The 21,266-nt window shown below is 55.7% G+C and carries 22 protein-coding genes; 15 read left to right on the top strand and 7 right to left on the bottom strand.

Annotated elements, in window-relative coordinates; genetic code table 11:
• Nucleotides 1-6 precede the first annotated feature (6 nt).
• The 3 genes from H7R76_RS03335 to H7R76_RS03325 all read left to right on the top strand — a co-directional run bounded on the left by H7R76_RS03335 (nt 7) and on the right by H7R76_RS03325 (nt 4,630).
• Nucleotides 7-1,395: a phosphohexomutase domain-containing protein gene (locus H7R76_RS03335; RefSeq protein ID WP_182966963.1), complete on the top strand. Its 1,389-nt coding sequence runs from the start codon at nt 7-9 to the stop codon at nt 1,393-1,395.
• A complete protein-coding gene (locus tag H7R76_RS03330; protein ID WP_182966961.1) occupies nt 1,392-2,474 on the top strand; it encodes an ABC transporter ATP-binding protein in 1,083 nt (360 codons plus the stop codon). Before H7R76_RS03335 ends, H7R76_RS03330 begins: the two co-directional genes overlap by 4 nt.
• Before the next feature lie 137 nt (nt 2,475-2,611).
• On the top strand, nt 2,612-4,630 hold the full coding sequence (locus H7R76_RS03325) for an NADPH-dependent 2,4-dienoyl-CoA reductase (RefSeq protein WP_182966959.1): 2,019 nt from the start codon (nt 2,612-2,614) through the stop codon (nt 4,628-4,630).
• Nucleotides 4,631-4,633: 3 nt separating this feature from the next.
• Here the strand turns inward: H7R76_RS03325 and H7R76_RS03320 are convergent, their stop codons facing one another.
• From H7R76_RS03320 to rlmG, 3 genes are all read right to left on the bottom strand, one after another.
• Complete coding sequence (locus H7R76_RS03320; protein WP_181358007.1) at nt 4,634-5,050, bottom strand: helix-turn-helix domain-containing protein; 417 nt, start codon at nt 5,048-5,050, stop codon at nt 4,634-4,636.
• Nucleotides 5,051-5,052: 2 nt separating this feature from the next.
• A complete protein-coding gene (locus H7R76_RS03315; RefSeq protein ID WP_106927099.1) occupies nt 5,053-5,370 on the bottom strand; it encodes a type II toxin-antitoxin system HigB family toxin in 318 nt (105 codons plus the stop codon).
• Nucleotides 5,371-5,581: 211 nt separating this feature from the next.
• Entirely contained in the window at nt 5,582-6,718 is a 1,137-nt protein-coding gene (gene rlmG / locus H7R76_RS03310; RefSeq protein ID WP_106927101.1) for a 23S rRNA (guanine(1835)-N(2))-methyltransferase RlmG, read from the bottom strand.
• 83 nt (nt 6,719-6,801) lie between these two features.
• Here rlmG and H7R76_RS03305 point away from each other — a divergent pair, with 83 nt between their 5' ends.
• The 4 genes from H7R76_RS03305 (at nt 6,802) to sstT (ending at nt 11,132) form a co-directional block, all read left to right on the top strand.
• Nucleotides 6,802-7,302 carry a M48 metallopeptidase family protein gene (locus tag H7R76_RS03305; protein WP_106927103.1) on the top strand — a complete coding sequence of 167 codons (501 nt, stop codon included), beginning with the start codon at nt 6,802-6,804 and terminating at the stop codon, nt 7,300-7,302.
• A gap of 72 nt (nt 7,303-7,374) precedes the next feature.
• Entirely contained in the window at nt 7,375-8,361 is a 987-nt protein-coding gene (locus tag H7R76_RS03300; protein WP_106927105.1) for a Gfo/Idh/MocA family protein, read from the top strand.
• Nucleotides 8,362-8,633: 272 nt separating this feature from the next.
• On the top strand, nt 8,634-9,602 hold the full coding sequence (locus H7R76_RS03295; protein ID WP_106927107.1) for a TerC family protein: 969 nt from the start codon (nt 8,634-8,636) through the stop codon (nt 9,600-9,602).
• Nucleotides 9,603-9,884: 282 nt separating this feature from the next.
• Nucleotides 9,885-11,132 (top strand): serine/threonine transporter SstT, encoded by a 1,248-nt coding sequence (gene sstT, locus H7R76_RS03290; RefSeq protein ID WP_106927109.1) that lies wholly within the window; start codon nt 9,885-9,887, stop codon nt 11,130-11,132.
• 20 nt (nt 11,133-11,152) lie between these two features.
• Here sstT and H7R76_RS03285 read toward each other — a convergent pair whose 3' ends face one another.
• The 3 genes from H7R76_RS03285 to uxaC form a co-directional block, all read right to left on the bottom strand.
• Nucleotides 11,153-11,704 (bottom strand): YgjV family protein, encoded by a 552-nt coding sequence (locus tag H7R76_RS03285; protein WP_106927111.1) that lies wholly within the window; start codon nt 11,702-11,704, stop codon nt 11,153-11,155.
• Between the two features lie 84 nt (nt 11,705-11,788).
• Nucleotides 11,789-13,276, bottom strand: coding sequence for a UxaA family hydrolase (locus H7R76_RS03280; RefSeq protein WP_182966957.1), 1,488 nt, complete (start codon nt 13,274-13,276; stop codon nt 11,789-11,791).
• Nucleotides 13,277-13,291: 15 nt separating this feature from the next.
• Nucleotides 13,292-14,704 carry a glucuronate isomerase gene (uxaC, locus tag H7R76_RS03275; protein ID WP_106927115.1) on the bottom strand — a complete coding sequence of 471 codons (1,413 nt, stop codon included), beginning with the start codon at nt 14,702-14,704 and terminating at the stop codon, nt 13,292-13,294.
• Nucleotides 14,705-15,179: 475 nt separating this feature from the next.
• Here uxaC and H7R76_RS03270 point away from each other — a divergent pair, with 475 nt between their 5' ends.
• The 8 genes from H7R76_RS03270 (at nt 15,180) to H7R76_RS03235 (ending at nt 20,276) form a co-directional block, all read left to right on the top strand.
• Nucleotides 15,180-16,484, top strand: a complete 1,305-nt coding sequence (locus H7R76_RS03270; RefSeq protein ID WP_106927117.1) for an MFS transporter — start codon at nt 15,180-15,182, stop codon at nt 16,482-16,484.
• Between the two features lie 130 nt (nt 16,485-16,614).
• Complete coding sequence (gene exuR / locus H7R76_RS03265) at nt 16,615-17,391, top strand: transcriptional regulator ExuR (RefSeq protein WP_182929973.1); 777 nt, start codon at nt 16,615-16,617, stop codon at nt 17,389-17,391.
• Nucleotides 17,392-17,694: 303 nt separating this feature from the next.
• Complete coding sequence (gene yqjA, locus H7R76_RS03260) at nt 17,695-18,357, top strand: DedA family general envelope maintenance protein YqjA (RefSeq protein WP_106927121.1); 663 nt, start codon at nt 17,695-17,697, stop codon at nt 18,355-18,357.
• Between the two features lie 2 nt (nt 18,358-18,359).
• Nucleotides 18,360-18,740, top strand: coding sequence for an EnvZ/OmpR regulon moderator MzrA (gene mzrA, locus H7R76_RS03255; protein WP_182966955.1), 381 nt, complete (start codon nt 18,360-18,362; stop codon nt 18,738-18,740).
• A gap of 144 nt (nt 18,741-18,884) precedes the next feature.
• Nucleotides 18,885-19,253: a DUF1090 domain-containing protein gene (locus tag H7R76_RS03250; protein WP_106927125.1), complete on the top strand. Its 369-nt coding sequence runs from the start codon at nt 18,885-18,887 to the stop codon at nt 19,251-19,253.
• A 29-nt stretch (nt 19,254-19,282) separates the two neighbouring features.
• Nucleotides 19,283-19,588 carry an ElaB/YgaM/YqjD family protein gene (locus H7R76_RS03245; protein ID WP_182966953.1) on the top strand — a complete coding sequence of 102 codons (306 nt, stop codon included), beginning with the start codon at nt 19,283-19,285 and terminating at the stop codon, nt 19,586-19,588.
• A gap of 2 nt (nt 19,589-19,590) precedes the next feature.
• Nucleotides 19,591-19,989: a phage holin family protein gene (locus tag H7R76_RS03240; protein ID WP_106927129.1), complete on the top strand. Its 399-nt coding sequence runs from the start codon at nt 19,591-19,593 to the stop codon at nt 19,987-19,989.
• Complete coding sequence (locus H7R76_RS03235) at nt 19,986-20,276, top strand: YqjK-like family protein (RefSeq protein ID WP_182966951.1); 291 nt, start codon at nt 19,986-19,988, stop codon at nt 20,274-20,276. Before H7R76_RS03240 ends, H7R76_RS03235 begins: the two co-directional genes overlap by 4 nt.
• A gap of 6 nt (nt 20,277-20,282) precedes the next feature.
• On the opposite strand, the gene H7R76_RS03230 is transcribed toward H7R76_RS03235, so the two are convergent.
• On the bottom strand, nt 20,283-21,182 hold the full coding sequence (locus tag H7R76_RS03230; protein WP_182967896.1) for an Rpn family recombination-promoting nuclease/putative transposase: 900 nt from the start codon (nt 21,180-21,182) through the stop codon (nt 20,283-20,285).
• Nucleotides 21,183-21,266: the final 84 nt, after the last annotated feature.

Raw genomic sequence — 21,266 nt, 5'->3', positions numbered from 1 at the left:
TGGATTATGGATGAACTAACCTGTTTTAAAGCCTACGACATTCGCGGTGAAGTCGGTATTAACCTTACGCCGGAGATCGCCTTTCGCATTGGCCGCGCCTACGCGACCTGGCTGCGCCCGCGGCGAGTCGTCGTCGGCGGCGACGTGCGCCTGAGCTCAGCATCGCTGAAGGCGGCGCTTGCGGAAGGTCTGACCGCCAGCGGCGTTGACGTCATTGATATTGGTCTTTCCGGTACCGAGGAGATCTATTTCGCCACCCGCGAGCTACGGGCTGACGGTGGCATTCAGGTCACCGCCAGCCATAATCCCGCCCAGTACAACGGCATGAAGCTGGTGCGTGAAGAGGCGCGGCCCATCAGTAATGACAATGGCCTGCTAGAGATTAAAGCGCTCGCCGAGCGGAACGCTTTTTCTCCCGTTGTACATCGCGGTAGCCTGATAGATTTTGATAATCGCCCGTCCTGGGTTAACTGCCTGCTGCGTTTCCTGCAACGCCCGCCGGTCCGCCCGCTGCGCATCGTGACTAATGCCGGGCACGGCACCGCGGGGCCTGCGCTGGATGCAATTGCTGAAGGGCTGGCCCACGCGGGCGTGCAGGTGGAGTTTATACGTCTTCACCATCACCCGGATGGCCACTTCCCTGCGGGGGTACCCAACCCGATGCTGGCGGAAAACCGTCTGGTTACCCAGCAGGCCGTTATCGACCATCAGGCCGATTTCGGCATCGCCTGGGACGGCGACTTCGACCGCTGTTTTTTCTTTGACGAGCGCGGCAGTTTTATCGAGAGCTACTATCTGGTCGGACTGTTCGCCGAGCATTTCCTGCGCACGTATCCCGACAGCCGCATTATTCTCGACCCACGCCTGACGTGGAACACGCTGGATATCGTCACCCGCTGCGGCGGTACGCCCGTCGTCAGTAAAACCGGCCATGCGTTTATCAAGGCCCGAATGCGCGAGGAAGATGCCGTGTACGGTGGCGAAATGAGCGGCCATCACTACTTCCGCGACTTCGGCTATTGCGATAGCGGCATGATCCCACTGATGCTAATGCTACAAATCCTCGGCGGCGACCCTCAGCCGCTTTCTTCCCGCATTACCGCCGCGCAGGCGCGTTACCCGGTTTCCGGCGAGATCAATCTGCAGGTGAAGGATCCGCTGGCGATGGTCCGCAACATTACCGAGCACTATCAGTCGGCAGCACCGCAGCGCGATGATTGCGATGGCATCAGCCTGGCCTTTGCCGACTGGCGCTTTAATTTACGCGCCTCCAACACCGAACCGTTGCTGCGGCTTAACGTCGAAACGCGCGGCGATACTGCTCTGCTGGCCACCAAAACCGATGAGATTTTAACGTTTATTGCCGCTCAGCGCGGCGCGGAGGAGACGCTATGACCGCCCTTTCCCTCAGCAACATCCATAAAAAATACGATAAAACCACCATCATCGAGAACCTCTCGCTGGAGATCGCATCGGGGGAATTTATCGTTCTGGTCGGCCCTTCAGGCTGCGGCAAGTCGACGCTGCTGCGCATGGTGGCAGGGCTGGAAATGCCCGATAGCGGCAAGCTGATGATGGGCGACCAGGACGTCACCCATCTGCCTGCTGGCAAACGCAGCCTGTCGATGGTCTTTCAATCCTACGCCCTTTACCCGCACATGACGGTGCGGGAAAACCTGACCTTTGGGCTACGCAATATTCGCACCCCGCCGGCGGAAATTACCCGCCGCGTCGCCCATGTGGCCACCATGCTCAAGCTTGATGAAATGCTCGACCGGCTGCCACAGAATCTCTCAGGCGGCCAGCGTCAGCGCGTGGCCATCGGGCGCTCTATCGTTCAGCAACCGGCGCTGTTTTTGTTCGACGAACCGCTGTCAAACCTGGACGCCGCCCTGCGCGTGGAGATGCGCCAGGAAATCCAGCAGCTGCACAACACGCTGAAAAACACCATGATTTACGTGACGCACGATCAGGTTGAAGCGATGACCCTCGCGGACCGTATCGTCGTGCTGTATAAGGGAAAAATTGAGCAGGTCGGCACGCCGCTGGAGCTGTACAACACCCCGGCCAACCTGTTTGTCGCCGAGTTTATCGGTACGCCTAAAATCAACATTCTGCCCGCCGTCTGGCGGCAGGGCGCGCTGCATATTGCCGAGAACATTATCTTCCCGCTCTCTCGTCAGCCGCTCGGCGTGCGTGAAAACGATAAGATGTTTGTCGCCATCCGCCCGGAGCACATGCAGCTCCAGCAGCCCGGCGACTTTAGCCTCAGCGGACACACCCGCCTGTGCGAGCTGCAGGGAGATTCCACGCTGGTATGGCTGGACGTTGCCGGGCATTCGATTTGCCTGAAGTCCTTCCAGCAGCTCAGCTTCCCGGCGCAAAGCGCGCTGACCCTGACCGTGCAGGAATCGCACCTTCATCTTTTTGATTCCATTGGAAAACGTGTCACCTTTAGCGATCCTACGGCCTGAGTCACGCCCCCGGCTGCGGGGGCATTCTTTGAATCCCATCACAATCATCGCAATCCCCTTTTCCCTTTTCCCCGCCGACGGCTAAATTAGTAACTCATCCGACCACATAACAATAATTTCACATACTGGACATTCTTATGAGCTATCCGTCGCTGTTCGCCCCGCTCGATCTGGGTTTTACCCAGCTGAAAAACCGTGTGCTGATGGGGTCTATGCATACCGGGCTGGAGGAGTACCCTGACGGCGCTGAGCGCCTGGCCGCCTTTTACGCCGAGCGCGCGCGCCACGGCGTGGCGCTGATCGTCAGCGGCGGGATAGCCCCCGATCCCACCGGCGTAGGCATGGCGGGCGGCGCGATGCTTAACGATGTCAGCCAGTTGCCGCATCACCGCACGATTACCGATGCGGTACACCAGGAAGGCGGTAAAATTGCCCTGCAAATTCTGCACACCGGCCGCTACAGCTATCAGCCAAACCTGGTGGCACCCTCGGCCCTTCAGGCGCCGATCAACCGCTTCACCCCACACGCGCTCACCCACCAGGAAATCCTGATGCTGATCGACGATTTTGCCCGCTGCGCTCAGCTGGCCCGGGAGGCAGGCTATGACGGCGTGGAGGTGATGGGATCGGAAGGCTACCTGATCAACGAATTTCTCGCCGCCCGCACCAACCTGCGCGACGATCAATGGGGCGGCGACTACGCCAACCGCATGCGCTTTGCCGTCGAAGTCGTTCGCGCGGTACGCCAGCGGGTAGGTAACGATTTTATTATCATCTATCGCCTGTCGATGCTCGATCTGGTCGATAAGGGCAGCATCTTTGATGAAACCGTCCAACTGGCACAGGCGATTGAAGTGGCAGGCGCAACGCTCATCAATACCGGTATTGGCTGGCACGAAGCGCGGATCCCCACCATTGCGACGCCGGTGCCGCGCGGTGCGTTTAGCTGGGTGACGCGCAAGCTGAAAGGCCGGGTGACGATCCCGCTGGTCACCACCAACCGTATTAACGATCCGCAGGTCGCTGATGACATTCTGTCGCGCGGCGACGCCGATATGGTGTCGATGGCACGCCCGTTCCTCGCCGACGCCGAGCTGCTGTCCAAAGCACAGTCCGGGCGCGCCGACGAGATCAACACCTGTATCGGTTGTAATCAGGCCTGCCTGGATCAGATCTTCGTCGGTAAAGTGACCTCGTGCCTGGTGAACCCGCGCGCCTGTCATGAAACCAAAATGCCGATCGTCCCTGCCGTCGTGCGTAAAAACCTGGCGGTGGTCGGCGCGGGTCCCGCGGGCCTTGCCTTTGCGATCAACGCCGCTGCACGCGGCCATCACGTCACGCTGTTCGACGGCAGCGCCGAGATCGGCGGGCAGTTTAATATCGCCAAACAGATCCCCGGTAAAGAGGAGTTTTACGAGACGCTGCGCTACTACCGCCGCATGATCGACGTCACCGGCGTGACCCTGGAGCTAAACCGGCGCGTTAACGCCGACGACTTACTCGGCTTTGATGAAGTGATCCTGTCCACCGGGATCGCGCCACGCACGCCGCCGATCGAGGGGATCGACCATCCGAAGGTGCTGAGCTATCTGGACGTGCTGCGTGACAAAGCGCCGGTTGGGCAACGTGTGGCCATTATTGGCTGCGGCGGCATCGGTTTTGATACGGCCATGTATCTCAGCCAGCCGGGCAACCCCACCAGCCAGAATATTGCCGAATTCTGCGTGGAATGGGGGATCGATACTAGCCTGCAGCAGGCGGGCGGCCTGCGCCCGGAAGGTCCGCATTTGGCCCGCAGCCCGCGACAGATTGTGATGCTACAGCGTAAAGCCAGCAAGCCGGGCGAGGGGCTAGGCAAAACCACCGGCTGGATCCACCGCACCACCCTGCTTTCACGCGGCGTGAAGATGATCCCGGCAGTCAGCTATCAGAAGATCGACGATGCGGGATTACACGTGGAAATCGGCGGCGAAAGTCAGCTGCTGGCGGTAGATAACGTCATTATCTGCGCCGGGCAGGAACCGAACCGCGCGCTGCAAGAACCGCTGCTGGCGGCTGGCAAGATTGTGCATTTGATTGGCGGCAGCGATGTGGCCGGTGAACTGGACGCACGACGGGCTATTGCGCAGGGAACGAAGCTGGCGCTGGGGATTTAGCGGTTAATCAATAAATAACGCGGGTGAAATGCCAAATCGAGCGGCCAGCTTTTTGACATGATCCAGCGTTAATTTTCTTTGACCGCTGAGTACGCGTGAAACCATCGACTTGCTGCCAATCTCATCGGCAAAATCGGAAAGCGTCAGTTTATGCTGCTCCATCAGGGTTCGTAAAATCGCGATGCCCGTGGGAATAGCCTCAATCTCTTCACGTAACGCACGTAATTTCGGCTGGTTGTCCTCATACGCACGGATGCGAACGCACAGTAGATCAACCAACGGATTTGTTGGGTCGTCCATCAGCAGTTCAGCCAGCAGTTCCAGTGCGTCACGATGATCGGCCTCTGTGGGGTTATCTCCCAGAAGAGGAATTTCAGCAACCAGCGTTTTTGTGGCTTTCAGGGCTTTTGCCGTCATCATAATCATGATTTATTCCCCTTCGTTCTGTGTTTATCTGTGAACCTATCGTACTCAGCGTGGTTAAAAATGTGCCGGATATAAAACTTCTGGCTTTCGAAAAAAATCAACGCAATCACCCTGATATTGTTGTTAGCAATGTTCACAACATAGTGTTTATCAAGATATTTGAAGTTATCCAATGAGGGATAAAATGCCCTCAACGCTTCTGGCGTTGGACAGTTTGCTTTCGCAATCACCTTACCTAACAGCTTAATTTCTTTCGCAAACTGGGGAAATCTGCCACATCCCTCGTCAATTGCAGCCATTGATATCAGATGCATTCTTTATCACGTCCGTTGACAAATTGGCAACATAATAACATGAATTGCCAATTTGGCAACTCATGACCTTGTAGGAATCAACGTGACGATACGCCAGAGATAACAAGAGAAGGAGGGGGGATAACGGGGAGAATTTATCGTTTGCGAACACGATTCCAGAACCAGGCCGGATAAGACGTTCATGTCTTGTCCGGCACCGATATTTAGCTATTTAACGACGACGGCCCAGCTTCACCGCCTTCAGAATCACAAACTTATTGTTCGTGGCGATGGTTTCGCAGTTACCGAAGATCTTCTTCAGCTTGTGGAAATAATCGAGATGGCGGTTGGCCACGATATACAGCTCGCCGTTAATCTTCAGGCAGCGACGGGCGTGATGGAACATCTCCCAGGCGATGTTATCAGTCAGCGCGTGCTTCTGGTGGAACGGCGGGTTACAGAACACGGCGTTGAAGCGGAACGGCTCGACGCCGGAGAGCGCGTTGTTGATCATAAACTCACTGCGGTCCAGCGCGTCCGGCAGGTTGGTTTCCACGTTCAGACGGCTTGACGCCACCGCCATCGGTGATTCGTCAACGAATACCACGCTAGCCTCCGGGTTCTTCGCCAGCAGCGTCATGCCCAGCACGCCGTTGCCGCAGCCCAGGTCAACAATCTCCCCTTCGAGGTTTTCCGGCAGATGCTCGATAAAGAAGCGCGCACCAATATCCAGCCCGGTACGGGAGAAAACGTTAGCGTGGTTGTGAATGGTCCAATCGGTGCCTTCCAGCTTCCAGCTCAGCGTTTGCGCGGTTTCAGCCAGTTCAGGCCTGGTGAAAGTACCGTTAATCAGACGCGCCTTTTTCCACGCCAGCGTGGTCGTCGTCGGGCCAAGCACTTTTTCAAACAGCTCCAGCGTGGAAGTGTGAATATCACGGGCTTTAGCCCCGGCGATAATCCGCGTTTGTGGCGTCACCACGTCGCGCAGCGCGCGCAGCTGCTGTTCCAGCAGCGCCATGGTTTTCGGAATTTTAATCAGTACGACGCCCGGTGCCTGCGGGTACTCCGCGGTGCTATCGAGGAATTTCACGCTCGATTCGGCGATATCGTTATGGCGCAGGTTTTCACGCGTTGCCAGTTCGCTCAGGTAGGAGTCGCCAATGCTGTATGGCGTGTGCTCCGCCAGCGCACAGGCCAGCGCGCCAAAAGTATCATTCAGGAGAAGCACTGGGCCGCTAATCTCGGTATCGTCCAGCTGTTGCAGCAGATATTCATCTGCCGCTTCCCACGCCAGCAGCGGGTTAACGTCGTCCGTCTCCGGGAAACGTTTAAGTGTCAGTGAACGGAAACCGTTGTCTGTGTGGCTCATCGGCCCTCCTGAATGGTAAAATTTCGGCGTATCCCTGAAAAGGGTGCGTGAGTATACACTTTTTATGATTGGCATGGGCAAAGATGAACCAACTAACTTACCTCCAGGGCTATCCCGAGCATCTGCTTTCTCAGGTACGTACGCTGATTGCGGAGCAGCGCCTGGGGGCGGTGCTGGAAAAGCGCTACCCGGGCACGCATGATTTCGCCACCGACAAAGCCCTCTGGCAGTACACACAGGATCTCAAAAGCCAATATCTGCGCAACGCACCGCCGATCAATAAAGTGATGTACGACAATAAGATCCACGTGCTGAAGAACGCGCTCGGGCTGCATACCGCCGTGTCGCGCGTGCAGGGCGGCAAACTGAAAGCGAAAGCGGAAATTCGCGTCGCGACCGTGTTCCGCAACGCCCCGGAAGCCTTTTTGAAGATGATCGTGGTGCACGAGCTGGCGCACCTGAAAGAGAAGGATCACAACAAGGCCTTCTATCAGCTGTGCTGTCATATGGAGCCGCAGTACCATCAGTTGGAGTTTGATACTCGTCTGTGGCTGACGCACCTTTCGCTAAAGGAAACTGCGTAGTCGGGCACTGGCATTGTCATAAAGGCATGGTACATTGACCAAAGAATCCCTTTATGGAGCCTGAAGGCGTTTATGATACGTTTCGCTGTGATTGGAACAAACTGGATCACCCGCCAGTTTGTCGATGCCGCCCATGAGACCGGCAAGTATAAGTTGACCGCCGTTTATTCCCGCAGCCTTGAGCAGGCGCAAAGCTTCGCCAATGATTATCCCGTTGAGCACCTTTTCACCTCGCTGGAGTCTATGGCGCAGAGCGACGATATTGATGCGGTGTACATTGCCAGCCCAAACTCGCTCCACGCTCCACAGACCGAGCTATTCTTGCGACATAAAAAGCACGTTATCTGCGAGAAGCCTCTGGCCTCCAATATTGACGAAGCTGAGCGGGTCATTGCCGCTGCGCGCGAAAACCAGGTGGTGCTGTTCGAAGCGTTTAAAACCGCCAGTCTGCCAAACTTCCAGCAGCTTCAGCAGGCGCTGCCGAAGCTGGGGCAGATTCGTAAAGCGTTCATCAACTACTGCCAGTACTCTTCACGCTACCAGCGCTACCTTGATGGCGAAAACCCAAATACCTTTAACCCGGCCTTCTCGAACGGCTCGATTATGGATATCGGCTTTTATTGCCTGGCCTCGGCCATTGCGCTGTGGGGCGAGCCAAAGCAGATTCAGGCTTCAGCAAGCCTGCTGGACAGCGGCGTAGACGCCCACGGCGTGGTGGTGATGGACTACGGCGACTTCAGCGTGACGTTACAGCACTCGAAAGTCAGCGATTCCACGTTGCCGAGCGAAATCCAGGGGGAAGCGGGCGCGCTGGTGATTGAGAAAATCTCCGAGTGCCAGAAGGTTTCCTTCGTGCCGCGCGGCAGCAAAGCGCAGGATCTTAGCCAGCCGCAGCATATTAATACTATGCTGTATGAAGCCGAGGCGTTTGCACGGCTGGTCGAAAACAACGAAGTGGACCACCCGGGGCTTGAAGTCAGCCGTATTACCGCCAAAGTTCAGACCGAAATTCGTCGCCAGACCGGCGTCGTGTTCCCGGCGGATGCGCCTGCTGCGTAAAGCAACGTAAACGGATATTGTCGGCCATTGACGAAATCAATGGCCTGTCATATTTTGTTACGTGCAAAGGGGAGTAACTTCCTTGTCGGTGGATCGTCATTACGATACGTGCAAAACCGTATCCGGTCGCCGGGCAACGAAAAAGGAATGCGTCAGCGCATTCTTTTTTTGTTGTAAGTGAGACCTCGCCGGAAGGCGAGGTCTATGCATAAAAAAGCAGCGGCTATCGTCTTCTGACGTTAGCCGTTTTTTTTATGCGTAAGGAAATTTCTATGAATACTGTCGGCACACCGTTGCTCTGGGGCGGATTCGCTGTCGTCGTGGTGATCATGCTTGCCATCGATCTGTTATTACAGGGGCGCCGTGGCGCTCACACCATGTCAATGAAGCAGGCGGCAAGCTGGTCGCTGGTCTGGGTTACCCTCTCGCTGCTGTTTAACGCCGCATTCTGGTGGTATCTGGTGCAAACCCAGGGGCGCGCGGTCGCCGATCCACAGGCGCTGGCGTTTCTCACCGGCTATCTGATCGAAAAATCGCTGGCAGTGGACAACGTCTTCGTCTGGCTGATGCTGTTTAGCTACTTCTCGGTGCCTGCGGCGCTGCAGCGTCGGGTGCTGGTCTACGGGGTGCTTGGCGCGATTGTGCTGCGTACCATCATGATCTTCGCCGGAAGCTGGCTGATTTCCCAGTTTGAATGGCTGCTGTACGTGTTCGGCGCGTTTCTGCTGTTCACCGGCATCAAGATGGCGCTGGCAAAAGAAGACGAAGGCGGCATCGGCGACAAACCGCTGGTACGCTGGCTGCGCGGGCATCTGCGCATGACCGACAAAATCGAAAACGAGCACTTCTTCACGCGTAAGAACGGCGTACTGTTTGCCACGCCGCTGCTGCTGGTGCTGATTCTGGTCGAACTGAGCGATGTGATCTTCGCGGTCGACAGCATCCCGGCCATCTTTGCCGTCACCACCGATCCGTTTATCGTACTGACTTCGAACCTGTTCGCTATCCTCGGCCTGCGTGCGATGTACTTCCTGCTGGCGGGCGTAGCAGAGCGCTTCTCGATGCTGAAGTACGGTCTGGCGGTGATCCTGGTGTTTATCGGCATCAAGATGCTGATCGTCGAGTTCTACCATATCCCTATCGCCATCTCACTCGGCGTCGTGGGTGGGATCCTGGTCGTTACGCTCCTGATCAATGCGTGGGTTAACCATCGCCATGATATAAAAAATAAAGCCCTGTAATGGCGTCCCCGGCAGAGCACTGCGATGCCGGGGATATCTCCTACCACATCCCCCGGCGTGAACGCCTCGCCCTGCCCCTCTTTTGTACGCGATTGGCGTCACGAAATGTGAATTATTGGTTAAAAAATATGACGCATGGCGTAAATTCCAGCATTTTGTACTTCCCCAAACGACGACTTTCCTTATACTCGATCTGGCAAACATTTTTTTACATCCAGACATAAACGTAACAAATAATACGTCACTGGAAAGACACGACACATCACATTAAGGAATGCATAAATGACAACAAAATCCTCGCTTCCCGGATTTTTGCGTGTACTGATGGCTGGTAGCCTGGTGAAACAAATTCTGGTGGGTTTGATCCTGGGCGTACTTCTCGCTGTCGTTTCCAAGCCTGCCGCCGAGGCCGCTGGGCTGCTGGGCACGCTGTTCGTTGGCGCGCTGAAGGCGGTTGCGCCGGTGCTGGTACTGATGCTGGTTATGGCCTCTATTGCTAACCATCAGCAGGGGCAAAAAACCAATATCCGCCCCATTCTGTTTCTCTATCTGCTGGGGACGTTTGCCGCGGCATTAACGGCCGTTTTGTTCAGCTTCCTTTTCCCGTCTACGCTACACCTCAGCGCGGCAGCAGAAGATATTGCACCGCCTTCCGGCATCGTTGAGGTGCTGCGCGGCCTGCTGATGAGCATGGTATCTAACCCGATTGCCGCCCTGCTTAACGCCAACTACATCGGTATTCTGGTATGGGCGGTCGGCCTTGGCTTCGCCCTGCGCCATGGGAATGAAACCACGAAGAATTTAATCAACGACATCTCTCATGCCGTGACCTTTATCGTGAAGGTGGTGATTCGCTTTGCGCCGCTGGGGATCTTCGGTCTCGTGGCCTCGACGCTGGCCACGACCGGGTTTAGCACGTTGTGGGGCTACGCACAGCTGCTGCTGGTACTGATTGGCTGTATGTTCCTGGTTGCGCTGGTCATTAACCCGCTGCTGGTGTTCTGGAAGATTCGCCGCAACCCTTACCCGCTGGTGATGACCTGCCTGCGTGAAAGCGGCGTCTACGCCTTCTTTACCCGTAGCTCAGCGGCCAATATTCCGGTCAATATGAGCCTGTGCGAAAAACTGAACCTCGACCGCGACACCTACTCCGTGTCCATCCCGCTGGGTGCAACCATCAATATGGCCGGTGCCGCTATCACCATTACCGTGTTGACGCTGGCGGCCGTGCATACCCTCGGTATTCCGGTCGATCTGCCGACCGCGCTGCTGCTGAGCGTCGTGGCCTCACTGTGCGCCTGCGGCGCTTCCGGCGTAGCGGGCGGTTCCCTGCTGCTGATCCCGCTGGCTTGTAACATGTTCGGTATTCCGAACGATGTGGCCATGCAGGTCGTTGCCGTGGGCTTTATCATCGGCGTCCTGCAGGATTCCTGTGAAACCGCGCTGAACTCGTCAACCGACGTACTGTTTACCGCGGCCGCCTGTCAGGCGGAAGACGAGCGTCTGGCGAAAAACGCGCTGCGCAGCTAATCACACCAGCCCCTTTGCCGTCAGGCGGAGGGGTTTTCTTCCTGCACTTTCTTCTCGACGTTAAACGGATCGATGCCTTTGCGCTGCATGCGCCAGAAGCGAATGATGTTCAGCCCGTTCATCACCAGGAAACTCCCCTCAATCAGCGTGCCGCCAATCGAACCAAGCCAGAAGTTGTGGATTACCCAGCAGGCGGTAGAGCACCACATCACGCTGCGTACCGTGAGCCCCTTACAGCGGAACAGCGCCCAGGTGCTGGCAACGGTACCGGCAATCGGCAGCAGCTCCATGGCGTGTTGAAGTTTGCCCAGCCCCAGGATCAACGTCAGCGCGATAAACACAAACATCACCCAGATACGACGCGTATAGACCGAAATAATGGTACGAATGACGTTCAGCTCGGCGCTCATTCCGGCGGGAAATGCCCCCATCAAAAAGAAGTGCACGCCAATCGTAGCGCTGTAGAGAGACAGCTGAAATTTAAAGCGTCGTTCATCGCGGTTGATAAAGGTGGTAATACCAATCAAAAACGCCAGAACGCCTACGCCCTGGGCAAGCCAATACGCAGTCATGGAGGGGGTCCTTGTTAAACAAGCATAAAAAAACGGCGCTTCAAAAGATGAAACGCCGTTTTATCGTATCAGATCACACTTTGATTACAATGTGACGCCGCTCTTAAAGATAGCCAGCTCGCGGAAGTCGTTGCGCTCGTTGCAGGTCTGCTTGCCGTTGGCGAAGTCGACGATAACGTCAACGAACTCTTCCAGCAGTTGAGGCATCGCTTTACCGTGAATCAGCTGGCCGGCGTTGAAGTCGATCCAGTGTTTCTTCTTCTCGGCCAGCTCGCTGTTGGTGGCGATTTTCACCGTAGGCACAAAGCCGCCGTAAGGCGTGCCGCGGCCGGTGCTGAACAGCACCATATGGCAGCCCGCGCCCGCCAGCGCGCTGGTGGCAACCGCATCGTTGCCCGGTGCGCTCAGCAGGTTCAGGCCGTGGGTTTTCAGACGCTCGCCGTAGCGCAGCACGTCAACCACCTGGCTGGAGCCCGCTTTTTGCGTACAGCCCAGCGATTTATCTTCAAGCGTGGTGATCCCGCCTGCTTTGTTACCCGGCGATGGGTTCTCGTAGATGGGCTGGTCATGAGCAATGAAGTACTGCTTGAAGTCATTGACCATGGTCACCAGCTTCTCGAAGGTCGCCTCATCGCGGCAGTGATCCATCAGCAGTTGCTCGGCACCGAACATTTCCGGCACTTCGGTCAGCACGGTGGTGCCACCATTGGCAATCACGTAGTCAGAGAAACGGCCCAGCATCGGGTTGGCGGTAATACCGGACAAGCCGTCAGACCCGCCGCATTCCAGACCAAACTTCAGCTCGCTCAGTTTGCCCGGCTCGCGCTTATCATTGCGCATCACGCTGTACAGCTGATGGAGATGTTCGATCCCGGCTTCCACTTCGTCTTCCTGGTGTTGGCAGACCATGAAGTGAACGCGCTCAGGATCGAACTCGCCAAGGGTTTCGCGGAACGCATCTACCTGGTTATTTTCGCAGCCCAGGCCCACCACCAGCACCGCACCCGCGTTCGGATGACGCACCATATTTTGCAGCATGGTACGGGTGTTGATATGGTCGTCGCCCAGTTGCGAACAGCCGTAAGTGTGGCTGAAGAGATGCACGCCATCGATACCTTCGGCGTCATTGGTCTCTTTCAGGAAACGGTTCTGCATCTGGCGCGCCATCGCATTAACGCAGCCGACGGTCGGCAGGATCCACAGTTCGTTACGTACCCCAACCTCACCGTTTGCGCGGCGATAAATCTGCACGTCGCGATCGGCTGGCTGGGCGACTTCGGCCTGGAAATCCGGTTGGTAGCGATACGTGTCCAGGTCGCTCAGATTGGTGCGCGTGTTATGGGCATGAATATGCTCACCCGCCGCGACGTCCACCAGCGTATGACCAATTGGCAAACCGTATTTAATGACGTTTTCACCTTTCGCAATATTGCATAAGGCGAATTTATGGCCACGGGACACCGCCTGGTGCAAGGTGACCACTTGACCGTCAACGGTGACTTCGGTTCCTTCAGCCAAATCAGCGAGCGCTACCGCGACGTTATCCAGCGCATGGATCTTGATGTATTGCATACCTTCACCCAGACCTTAGTTCAATTCAATGGCGAAATAGTCACGCGCATTGTTAAAGCAAATGTTTTTCACCATCTCACCCAGCAGTTGGATGTCGGCAGGCGCTTCGCCCGCAGCAACCCAACGGCCGATCATCTGGCACAGAATACGGCGGAAGTATTCGTGACGGGTGTAAGACAGGAAGCTACGGCTATCGGTCAGCATACCGACGAATCGGCTCAGCAGGCCGAGCTGTGCCAGCTGCGTCATCTGACGTTCCATACCGTCTTTCTGATCGTTGAACCACCAGCCGGAACCGAACTGCATTTTGCCCGGCATACCTTCGCCCTGGAAGTTACCGATCATCGTGCCCAGCACTTCGTTATCGCGCGGGTTCAGGCAGTAAAGAATGGTTTTCGGCAGCAGGTTCTGTTCGTTCTGTTTGCTCAGCAGCTTAGACAGTTCTTCCGCCATCGGACGGTCGTTAATGGAGTCAAAGCCAACGTCCGCGCCCAGCAGTTTGAACTGGCGCAGGTTGTTGTTACGCAGCGCGCCGATGTGGTACTGCTGTACCCATTCACGACGAGCATATTCCGCACCCAGGAACACCAGCACGGCAGTTTTGAACTGCGCCACTTCATGCTCGCTCAGCGTTTCGCCGCCCAGGCGACGGGCCAGAATGCTGTCCAGCTCGGCTTCGTTAGATTCCGCGAACAGGACAACGTCCAGCGCATGGTCAGAAACTTTACAGCCGTGAGCCGCGAAGTGATCCAGACGCTTGGTCAGTGCAGTTTGCAGGTCAGCAAAACGGCGGATGTCGGTGTCAGACACTTCACCCAGCTTCGCCATGTAGTCGTTGAAGGTCGCTTGTTCAATGTTGAAGGCTTTATCCGGGCGCCAGCTCGGCAGCACTTTCACGTCGAAGGAACCGTCTTTCGCGACGGTCGCGTGATGCTCCAGAGAATCGATCGGATCATCGGTAGTGCCGACCATTTTCACGTTCATCTGCTTCATGATGCCGCGCGCGGAGAATTTGTCCTGCGCCAGCAGCTCATTACATTCGTCCCAGATTTCACCTGCGGTTGCCGGAGACAGCAGTTTACCGGTGATGCCGAACGGACGGCGCAGCTCCAGGTGAGTCCAGTGGTATAACGGGTTACCGATAGTGTGCGGAACGGTCGCCGCCCACGCGTCAAACTTCTCGCGGTCAGACGCATCGCCGGTACACAGACGTTCTGCTACGCCGTTGGTACGCATCGCGCGCCACTTGTAGTGGTCGCCCTTCAGCCAGATGTCATACAGGTTTTTAAAACGATAGTCTTCAGCAACCTGCTGCGGCGGCAGGTGGCAGTGATAGTCGAAAATCGGCTGGTCTTTTGCGTAGTCGTGGTACAGACGGCGAGCAAATTCGGTATCTAACAGGAAATCTTCAGTCATAAACGGGGTCATTATCGTCTTCCTCTCAGCGAGTGGGTCAGATGTTTATCTGTAATGCAGACAAAGTTATCACACCAATTTCGCCAGACCGAAGATTTTTTCGTGAGTTAGATCAATAAACCTTGACAAAAAATGACATAAAAATCGCCAAAACAACGCTGCAAGCCGCGCCACGCCTGGTGTGCCCTATCTACCCCTTAAACTCTATGGAAAATACCTCTTTTGTGACGGTATTCACCTTTTAAAGTTGTATGACAAGTTATCTTGCCCTCCGTCGAAACACATTGAGCGACAGAATACATTAGCGGTGGTCGATACAGACACTTGATTGAGCGGTACGGATACCGAATTAAGCACGCTGATTTACTGGCAAGTTCGGGCCGTACCGGGGATCATTTCCACGGTAAGCCCTTCGAGAATGACATCTTCCGAGCAAACGGGAAGATGGCTGCAGGACCCGCAGTTATAACAACACGATGAGGTTTACATGCGAAAAATTAAAGGATTACGTTGGTACATGATCGCACTGGTGACGATGGGCACCGTGCTGGGCTACCTGACACGTAATACCGTGGCAGCAGCGGCGCCAACGCTGATGGCAGAGCTGCACATTTCCACACAGCAATATTCATACATCATCGCTGCTTATTCCGCAGCGTACACCGTGATGCAGCCGGTTGCCGGCTATGTTCTGGATATCCTCGGTACCAAAATTGGCTACGCCTTCTTCGCCGTTGCCTGGGCTATTTTCTGCGGCGCAACCGCGCTGGCAGGCAGCTGGGGTGGACTGGCTATCGCACGTGGTGCGGTAGGTGCCGCTGAAGCCGCAATGATCCCTGCGGGCCTGAAAGCCAGCTCCGAGTGGTTCCCGGCAAAAGAGCGTTCTATCGCTGTCGGCTACTTCAACGTCGGTTCTTCTATCGGCGGCATGATTGCTCCGCCGCTGGTGGTCTGGGCTATCGTGATGCACAGCTGGCAGATGGCGTTCATCATCTCCGGTGCGCTGAGCTTCATCTGGGCAATGTGCTGGCTGGTATTCTACAAACACCCACGCGATCAGAAAAAACTAACCGACGAAGAACGTGAATACATCATTGGCGGTCAGGAAGCAGCACACCAGACCAACAACGCGAAGAAAATGTCTCCGTGGCAGATTATTCAGACCCGTCGTTTCTGGGGTATCGCCCTTCCGCGCTTCCTGGCAGAACCAGCATGGGGTACCTTCAACGCCTGGATCCCGCTGTTCATGTTTAAAGTGTACGGCTTCGACCTGAAAGAAATCGCGATGTTTGCGTGGATGCCGATGCTGTTTGCTGACCTCGGCTGCGTTATCGGTGGTTACCTGCCGCCGCTGTTCCAGCGCTGGTTCGGCGTTAACCTGATTGTGTCCCGTAAAATGGTTGTAACCATGGGTGCGCTGCTGATGATTGGCCCAGGCCTGATCGGTCTGTTCACCAGCCCTTACATTGCCATCGCCCTGCTGTGCCTCGGTGGCTTTGCTCACCAGTCCCTGTCCGGCGCGCTGATTACGCTCTCTTCTGACGTCTTCGGTCGTAACGAAGTGGCAACTGCAAACGGCCTGACCGGGATGGCGGCGTGGATGGCAAGCACCATGTTTGCCCTGGTCGTTGGCGCCCTGGCCGACACCATTGGCTTCAGCCCGCTGTTCGCCGTACTGGCTATCTTCGACCTGTTAGGCGCAGTGGTTATCTGGACCGTCCTGCAAAATAAACAGGCTGACGACGGTCAATCCGGCGCTAACCGTCCGGCTCAGCAGGCGACGCAAAACTAAGTCTGCGAGCGAAGTAGGTTTTCTCTTAAGCCGCCTTGATCAAGGCGGCTTTTTTCATGTCAAATTGTGGTTAGCTGCTCGTAAAAGTGGTATAACAAATTCATTCTGCCGTACCCTGCCTGGAGAGCATATGGAAATCGCCGACGCACGTCGCTTGTATCAGCAACTGGCCGCTGAGCTAAAAGAACGCATTGAGCAAGGCGTTTACCTTGTGGGCGACAAGCTTCCCGCTGAGCGTTTTATTGCTGATGAAAAAAGCGTCAGCCGCACCGTCGTGCGTGAAGCCATCATCATGCTCGAAGTGGAAGGGTACGTTGAGGTTCGTAAAGGCTCCGGCATCCACGTTATTTCTAATCAGCCGAAGCACCACCAGGTGCCGGACGAAAATCTGGAGTTTGCCAACTACGGTCCTTTCGAACTGCTGCAGGCGCGTCAGCTCATTGAGAGCAATATCGCCGAATTTGCCGCCACCCAGGTCACCAAGCAGGACATCATGAAGCTAATGGAGATCCAGGAGAAGGCGCGCAAAGAGAAATGCTTCCGCGACTCCGAGTGGGATCTCCAGTTCCACGTGCAGGTTGCGCTGGCAACTCAGAACACCGCGCTGGCCGCCATCGTTGAAAAAATGTGGACCCAGCGAGTACATAACCCGTACTGGAAAAAACTGCACGACCATATCGATGCCCGCACCGTCGATAACTGGTGTGATGACCACGATCAGATCCTCAAGGCACTGATTCGCAAAGACCCGCACGCGGCGAAGCTGGCCATGTGGCAGCATCTGGAAAATACCAAGCTGATGCTGTTCAACGAAACCAGCGATGATTTTGAATTCAACGCCGACCGCTATCTGTTCGCTGAGAACCCGGTCGTCCACCTTGATACCGTCGCCCTCGGCGGTAAATAAGTCTCTCAGTTGTTCAACGAGGCTTGCCCGACATTCTGTGTGGGTAAGCCTTTGTAAATCCCCTAGCCTCTCCCCGCGCTAAACCGCAAAATCAAACGGCAACACATTGCAATTTCTATGACGGAAAACTGCACCGTTTGTTACAATTGAATGCATTTTGTCGCTTCGACAATCCGTTTGAGATTATTTCGCCAAAACAAGGACTGTTCAGCGCGTATTTACCGCGATGCTATTAAAATAGAAATAGAGAAGATATCGCAGCGCATTCAGGCATGACCTTAATCGAAGTACCAGGAATCGTGAATGGAACTACTAACCCAACTCTTAAATGCCTTATGGAGCCAGGATTTCGAGACGCTCGCGAATCCCTCCATGATCGGCATGCTGTATTTCGTCTTATTTATGATCCTGTTTCTGGAAAACGGGCTGCTGCCGGCCGCCTTCCTGCCGGGCGACAGCCTGCTGGTGCTGGTCGGCGTTCTCATTGCTAAAGGTGCAATGGGCTTCCCGCAGACGATTATACTGCTGACGGTTGCCGCCAGCCTCGGCAGCTGGGTGGGCTACATCCAGGGCAACTGGCTAGGTAATACCCGTGTCGTCCAGAACTGGCTGTCACACCTCCCCGCTCATTATCATCAGCGGTCGCATCATCTTTTCCACAAACACGGCCTCTCTGCACTGCTGGTAGGGCGCTTCATTGCCTTTGTTCGCACATTGCTTCCTACCATCGCGGGCCTGTCCGGCCTGAGCAACGCACGCTTCCAGTTCTTTAACTGGATGAGCGGCCTGCTGTGGGTGTTGATTCTGACCACCCTGGGCTTCCTGCTGGGCAAAACGCCGGTGTTCCAGAAGTATGAAGACGCACTGATGTCCTGCCTGATGCTGCTGCCAGTGGCGCTGCTGATTTTTGGCCTGTGCGGTTCGTTGGTCGTGGTGTGGAAGAAAAAATACGGTAACCGAGGCTAACTATGGTGCCGAGCCGCATTCATCTTCGCCGGTTTGCATTCAGCATGAGCGTGCTGCTGTTGTTATGCGCGCTTCTCTGGATGTGGGCCGCGCTGCAGCGTGAAGAGTCTACGCTGGCGATTCGCCCGATGAGCCAGTCCAGCATGCCCGATGGTTTTTCTATCTCACACCATCTGGATGCCAACGGTATTCGTTTTAAGAGCATCACTCCGCACAATGATTCGCTGCTGATCACCTTTGAATCCAGCGAACAAAGCGCTGCGGCGAAGCGCGTGCTGGATAGCACGCTGCCGCACGTCTACGTCGTTTCGCTACAGGAAGAAGAAAACGACCCCGCGGGCTGGCTATCACTGCTGCGCGATACGTCACACCGATTTGGCTAAAAACTTCCAGGAATCTGAATAGTTTCACTTACTTTGGTCATTTCGCCTTTTACTTACTATGCTTAGTAATGTGAGCGCCATCGCGGTGCTCACTTACTGGGAAAGTACATTCCAGATGTACTACGCAAAATGGAAGATTCATACATGAAATACCGCATCGTCTTTGCGCTCGCCCTCGCGTCTCTTAGCGCGAGTGCAGCAGCAACATCACTCTGTCAGGAAAAAGAGCAAGACATTCAGCGTGAAATTGGTTATGCCGAAAAGCATAACAATCAGAACCGCATTAGCGGCCTGAAAAAGGCGTTAAGCGAAGTCAAAGCTAACTGTACTGACAGCAAGCTTCGCGCCGACCATCAGGAAAAAATTGCCGAACAGAAAGACGAAATTCGCGAGCGCGAACACGATCTGCGTGAAGCAAAACAGAGCGGTGATGCGGAAAAAGTGGCTAAACGCGAGCACAAGCTTCAGGAAGCCAAAAAAGAACTTAACGCGCTGGAATCCCGCGCGTATTGAGTAAGTGGAACCTAAACAGGAGAGAGACGATGGCGAAAGATTCAACCTCAGATCAGTTACGTGCAGAGCTGAAGGCCCTGTCAGATACCCTGGAAGAAGTCCTGAACGCTTCCACCGATAAATCGAAAGAAGAGATGAGTAAGCTGCGCAGCAAAGCGGAAAGCGCGCTGAAAGAGAGCCGTGACCGTCTGGGCGAAACGGGGGATGCTATTGCGAAGCAAACCCGCGAAGCGGCGGCTAAAGCCGATGGCTATGTGCGTGAAAACCCGTGGACCGGCATGGGCATCGGTGCCGCAGTCGGTCTGGTGCTGGGCGTACTGCTGACGCGTCGCTAAGCATGAGTGATTCTCAGCACGCGCCGGGGCCGGGGAAAAACGTTCTCGGCATTGGCCAGCGCATCGTCACCCTGCTGGTTCAGATGGTTGAAACGCGGCTGCGCCTGGTCGTCGTTGAGCTGGAAGAGGAGAAAGCGAACCTTATTCAGCTGCTGTTGATGGCCGGGTTAACCCTGCTGTTTACTGCCTTCGGCCTGATGAGCCTGCTGGTACTGATAATGTGGGCCGTTGACCCGCAATATCGGCTTCACGTGATGATTGCCACCACCGTTACGCTGCTGCTGCTGGCGTTGATTGGCGGCATCTGGACGCTGCGTAAAGCGCGCCGCTCCACGCTGCTGCGCCATACGCGCCACGAGCTCGCTAACGATCGCACCCTGCTGGAGAACGACGAACCATGAGCCCACGCCAGGAGCGCGAACAGCGCAAGGCCGCGCTGCTGCGCCAGATTCAGCAGCAGCGGCTGGATCTCAGCGCCAGCCGTCGCGACTGGCTGAACGCAACGCAGATCTATGACCGTGGCTGGAGCCGGCTGGTCAGCCTGCGCTCGTGGGCGATGGTCGCCAGCAGCGCCATGGCCGTAGTGTCACTGCGCCACCCACGTTTTCTGGTTCGCTGGGCGCGTCGTGGCCTTGGCGTCTGGAGCACATGGCGGATGGTTAAAAACCTGCTGCATAAGCCAGTCTGACGGCGTCTAGCGGTTTATTTCAGCCAGTTCTTCTATCGACAGCCCGGTCGTCTGCGCGATGGTTTTCAGCGCAACGCCGTGGCTGATTAGGGCGCGGGCAATTTTCAGCGTTGTTTGCTGCTCACCTTCATTTCTACCCTCGTCATGCTGTATTTCAGCCCACTCCATTAGCGTCAGTTTCTTTTTCATCATCTTCTCCTCACGGGGCGTCATCCCCCCCGCCAGCTGTCGAAAGAACGCCTCCGGCTGCGTGGTTCTTCCCGTCTCGGCCAGATAGTGAATTAGCGCACGGAACTGGCTGTCGGTGGTGTACCCCGCGCGCAGCAACCTAAGCAGGTTTTCCGTCATCTCCATCAGATCGCGACGGCGAATATTTTTCTGTAAAAACTCCAGCAGCGCGATACGCCGATGCCCCATGATGTCATCATCCGACAGCACGGTGAGATCGACCAGCGGAAGCACGCCGTCATAGAGTACCCGCGCAACCTCGGGTTCAGCAAACGCATCCAGCCAACGCATGGAGAACGGATACGGACTTTTTTCTCCGTGGTAAAACAGCATGGGAATCACCAGTGGAAGCGTATCGTGCCCAGCCTCCAGATGCCGCTGCATGGCGGCAAAGGCATAGCGCATTAAGCGAAAAGCCATATGCTTATCCGGCGAACTCTGATGCTCAATCAGCGCATAGACATAGCCCACGCCGTCGCAGGTTTGCAGCGACCACAGCACATCGGAATAGCTTGCCCTGAGAGACTCATCAATAAAACTCCCCGACGCCAGCTTCAGCGTTTTCAGGTCGCAAAGGGCCAGCAGCTCTGCCGGTAGGTGTATTCCCAGAAAATCGCCCACCGTCTCGGGATGCGACATAAAGGTCTTAAAGAGTGCATCATGCGGGGTGTTCACCATCGCGTTTCGTCCCTGATAACCAGCCTGCCGCGAGTATCCTCCAGGGTCAGAAAGGCGCAATCGCACAAGTGCTTCTTTGCGTAG

Source organism: Klebsiella sp. WP8-S18-ESBL-06, assembly GCF_014169755.1.
GTDB lineage: Bacteria > Pseudomonadota > Gammaproteobacteria > Enterobacterales > Enterobacteriaceae > Kluyvera > Kluyvera ascorbata_B.
This window is presented reverse-complemented; position numbering and strand designations above follow the sequence as displayed.

Bases quoted from the DNA above. Each gene is read 5' to 3' on its own strand.
- H7R76_RS03235 (WP_182966951.1), top strand. From the start codon at position 19,986: ATGAGCCCACGCCAGGAGCGCGAACAGCGCAAGGCCGCGCTGCTGCGC.
- sstT (WP_106927109.1), top strand. From the start codon at position 9,885: ATGACAACAAAATCCTCGCTTCCCGGATTTTTGCGTGTACTGATGGCT.
- yqjA (WP_106927121.1), top strand. From the start codon at position 17,695: ATGGAACTACTAACCCAACTCTTAAATGCCTTATGGAGCCAGGATTTC.
- H7R76_RS03250 (WP_106927125.1), top strand. From the start codon at position 18,885: ATGAAATACCGCATCGTCTTTGCGCTCGCCCTCGCGTCTCTTAGCGCG.
- H7R76_RS03330 (WP_182966961.1), top strand. From the start codon at position 1,392: ATGACCGCCCTTTCCCTCAGCAACATCCATAAAAAATACGATAAAACC.
- H7R76_RS03270 (WP_106927117.1), top strand. From the start codon at position 15,180: ATGCGAAAAATTAAAGGATTACGTTGGTACATGATCGCACTGGTGACG.
- exuR (WP_182929973.1), top strand. From the start codon at position 16,615: ATGGAAATCGCCGACGCACGTCGCTTGTATCAGCAACTGGCCGCTGAG.
- H7R76_RS03230 (WP_182967896.1), bottom strand. From the start codon at position 21,182: ATGGTGAACACCCCGCATGATGCACTCTTTAAGACCTTTATGTCGCAT.
- H7R76_RS03300 (WP_106927105.1), top strand. From the start codon at position 7,375: ATGATACGTTTCGCTGTGATTGGAACAAACTGGATCACCCGCCAGTTT.
- H7R76_RS03335 (WP_182966963.1), top strand. From the start codon at position 7: ATGGATGAACTAACCTGTTTTAAAGCCTACGACATTCGCGGTGAAGTC.
- rlmG (WP_106927101.1), bottom strand. From the start codon at position 6,718: ATGAGCCACACAGACAACGGTTTCCGTTCACTGACACTTAAACGTTTC.
- H7R76_RS03285 (WP_106927111.1), bottom strand. From the start codon at position 11,704: ATGACTGCGTATTGGCTTGCCCAGGGCGTAGGCGTTCTGGCGTTTTTG.
- H7R76_RS03305 (WP_106927103.1), top strand. From the start codon at position 6,802: ATGAACCAACTAACTTACCTCCAGGGCTATCCCGAGCATCTGCTTTCT.
- H7R76_RS03325 (WP_182966959.1), top strand. From the start codon at position 2,612: ATGAGCTATCCGTCGCTGTTCGCCCCGCTCGATCTGGGTTTTACCCAG.
- H7R76_RS03240 (WP_106927129.1), top strand. From the start codon at position 19,591: ATGAGTGATTCTCAGCACGCGCCGGGGCCGGGGAAAAACGTTCTCGGC.
- H7R76_RS03245 (WP_182966953.1), top strand. From the start codon at position 19,283: ATGGCGAAAGATTCAACCTCAGATCAGTTACGTGCAGAGCTGAAGGCC.
- H7R76_RS03295 (WP_106927107.1), top strand. From the start codon at position 8,634: ATGAATACTGTCGGCACACCGTTGCTCTGGGGCGGATTCGCTGTCGTC.
- H7R76_RS03320 (WP_181358007.1), bottom strand. From the start codon at position 5,050: ATGATGACGGCAAAAGCCCTGAAAGCCACAAAAACGCTGGTTGCTGAA.
- H7R76_RS03280 (WP_182966957.1), bottom strand. From the start codon at position 13,276: ATGCAATACATCAAGATCCATGCGCTGGATAACGTCGCGGTAGCGCTC.
- H7R76_RS03315 (WP_106927099.1), bottom strand. From the start codon at position 5,370: ATGCATCTGATATCAATGGCTGCAATTGACGAGGGATGTGGCAGATTT.
- mzrA (WP_182966955.1), top strand. From the start codon at position 18,360: ATGGTGCCGAGCCGCATTCATCTTCGCCGGTTTGCATTCAGCATGAGC.
- uxaC (WP_106927115.1), bottom strand. From the start codon at position 14,704: ATGACCCCGTTTATGACTGAAGATTTCCTGTTAGATACCGAATTTGCT.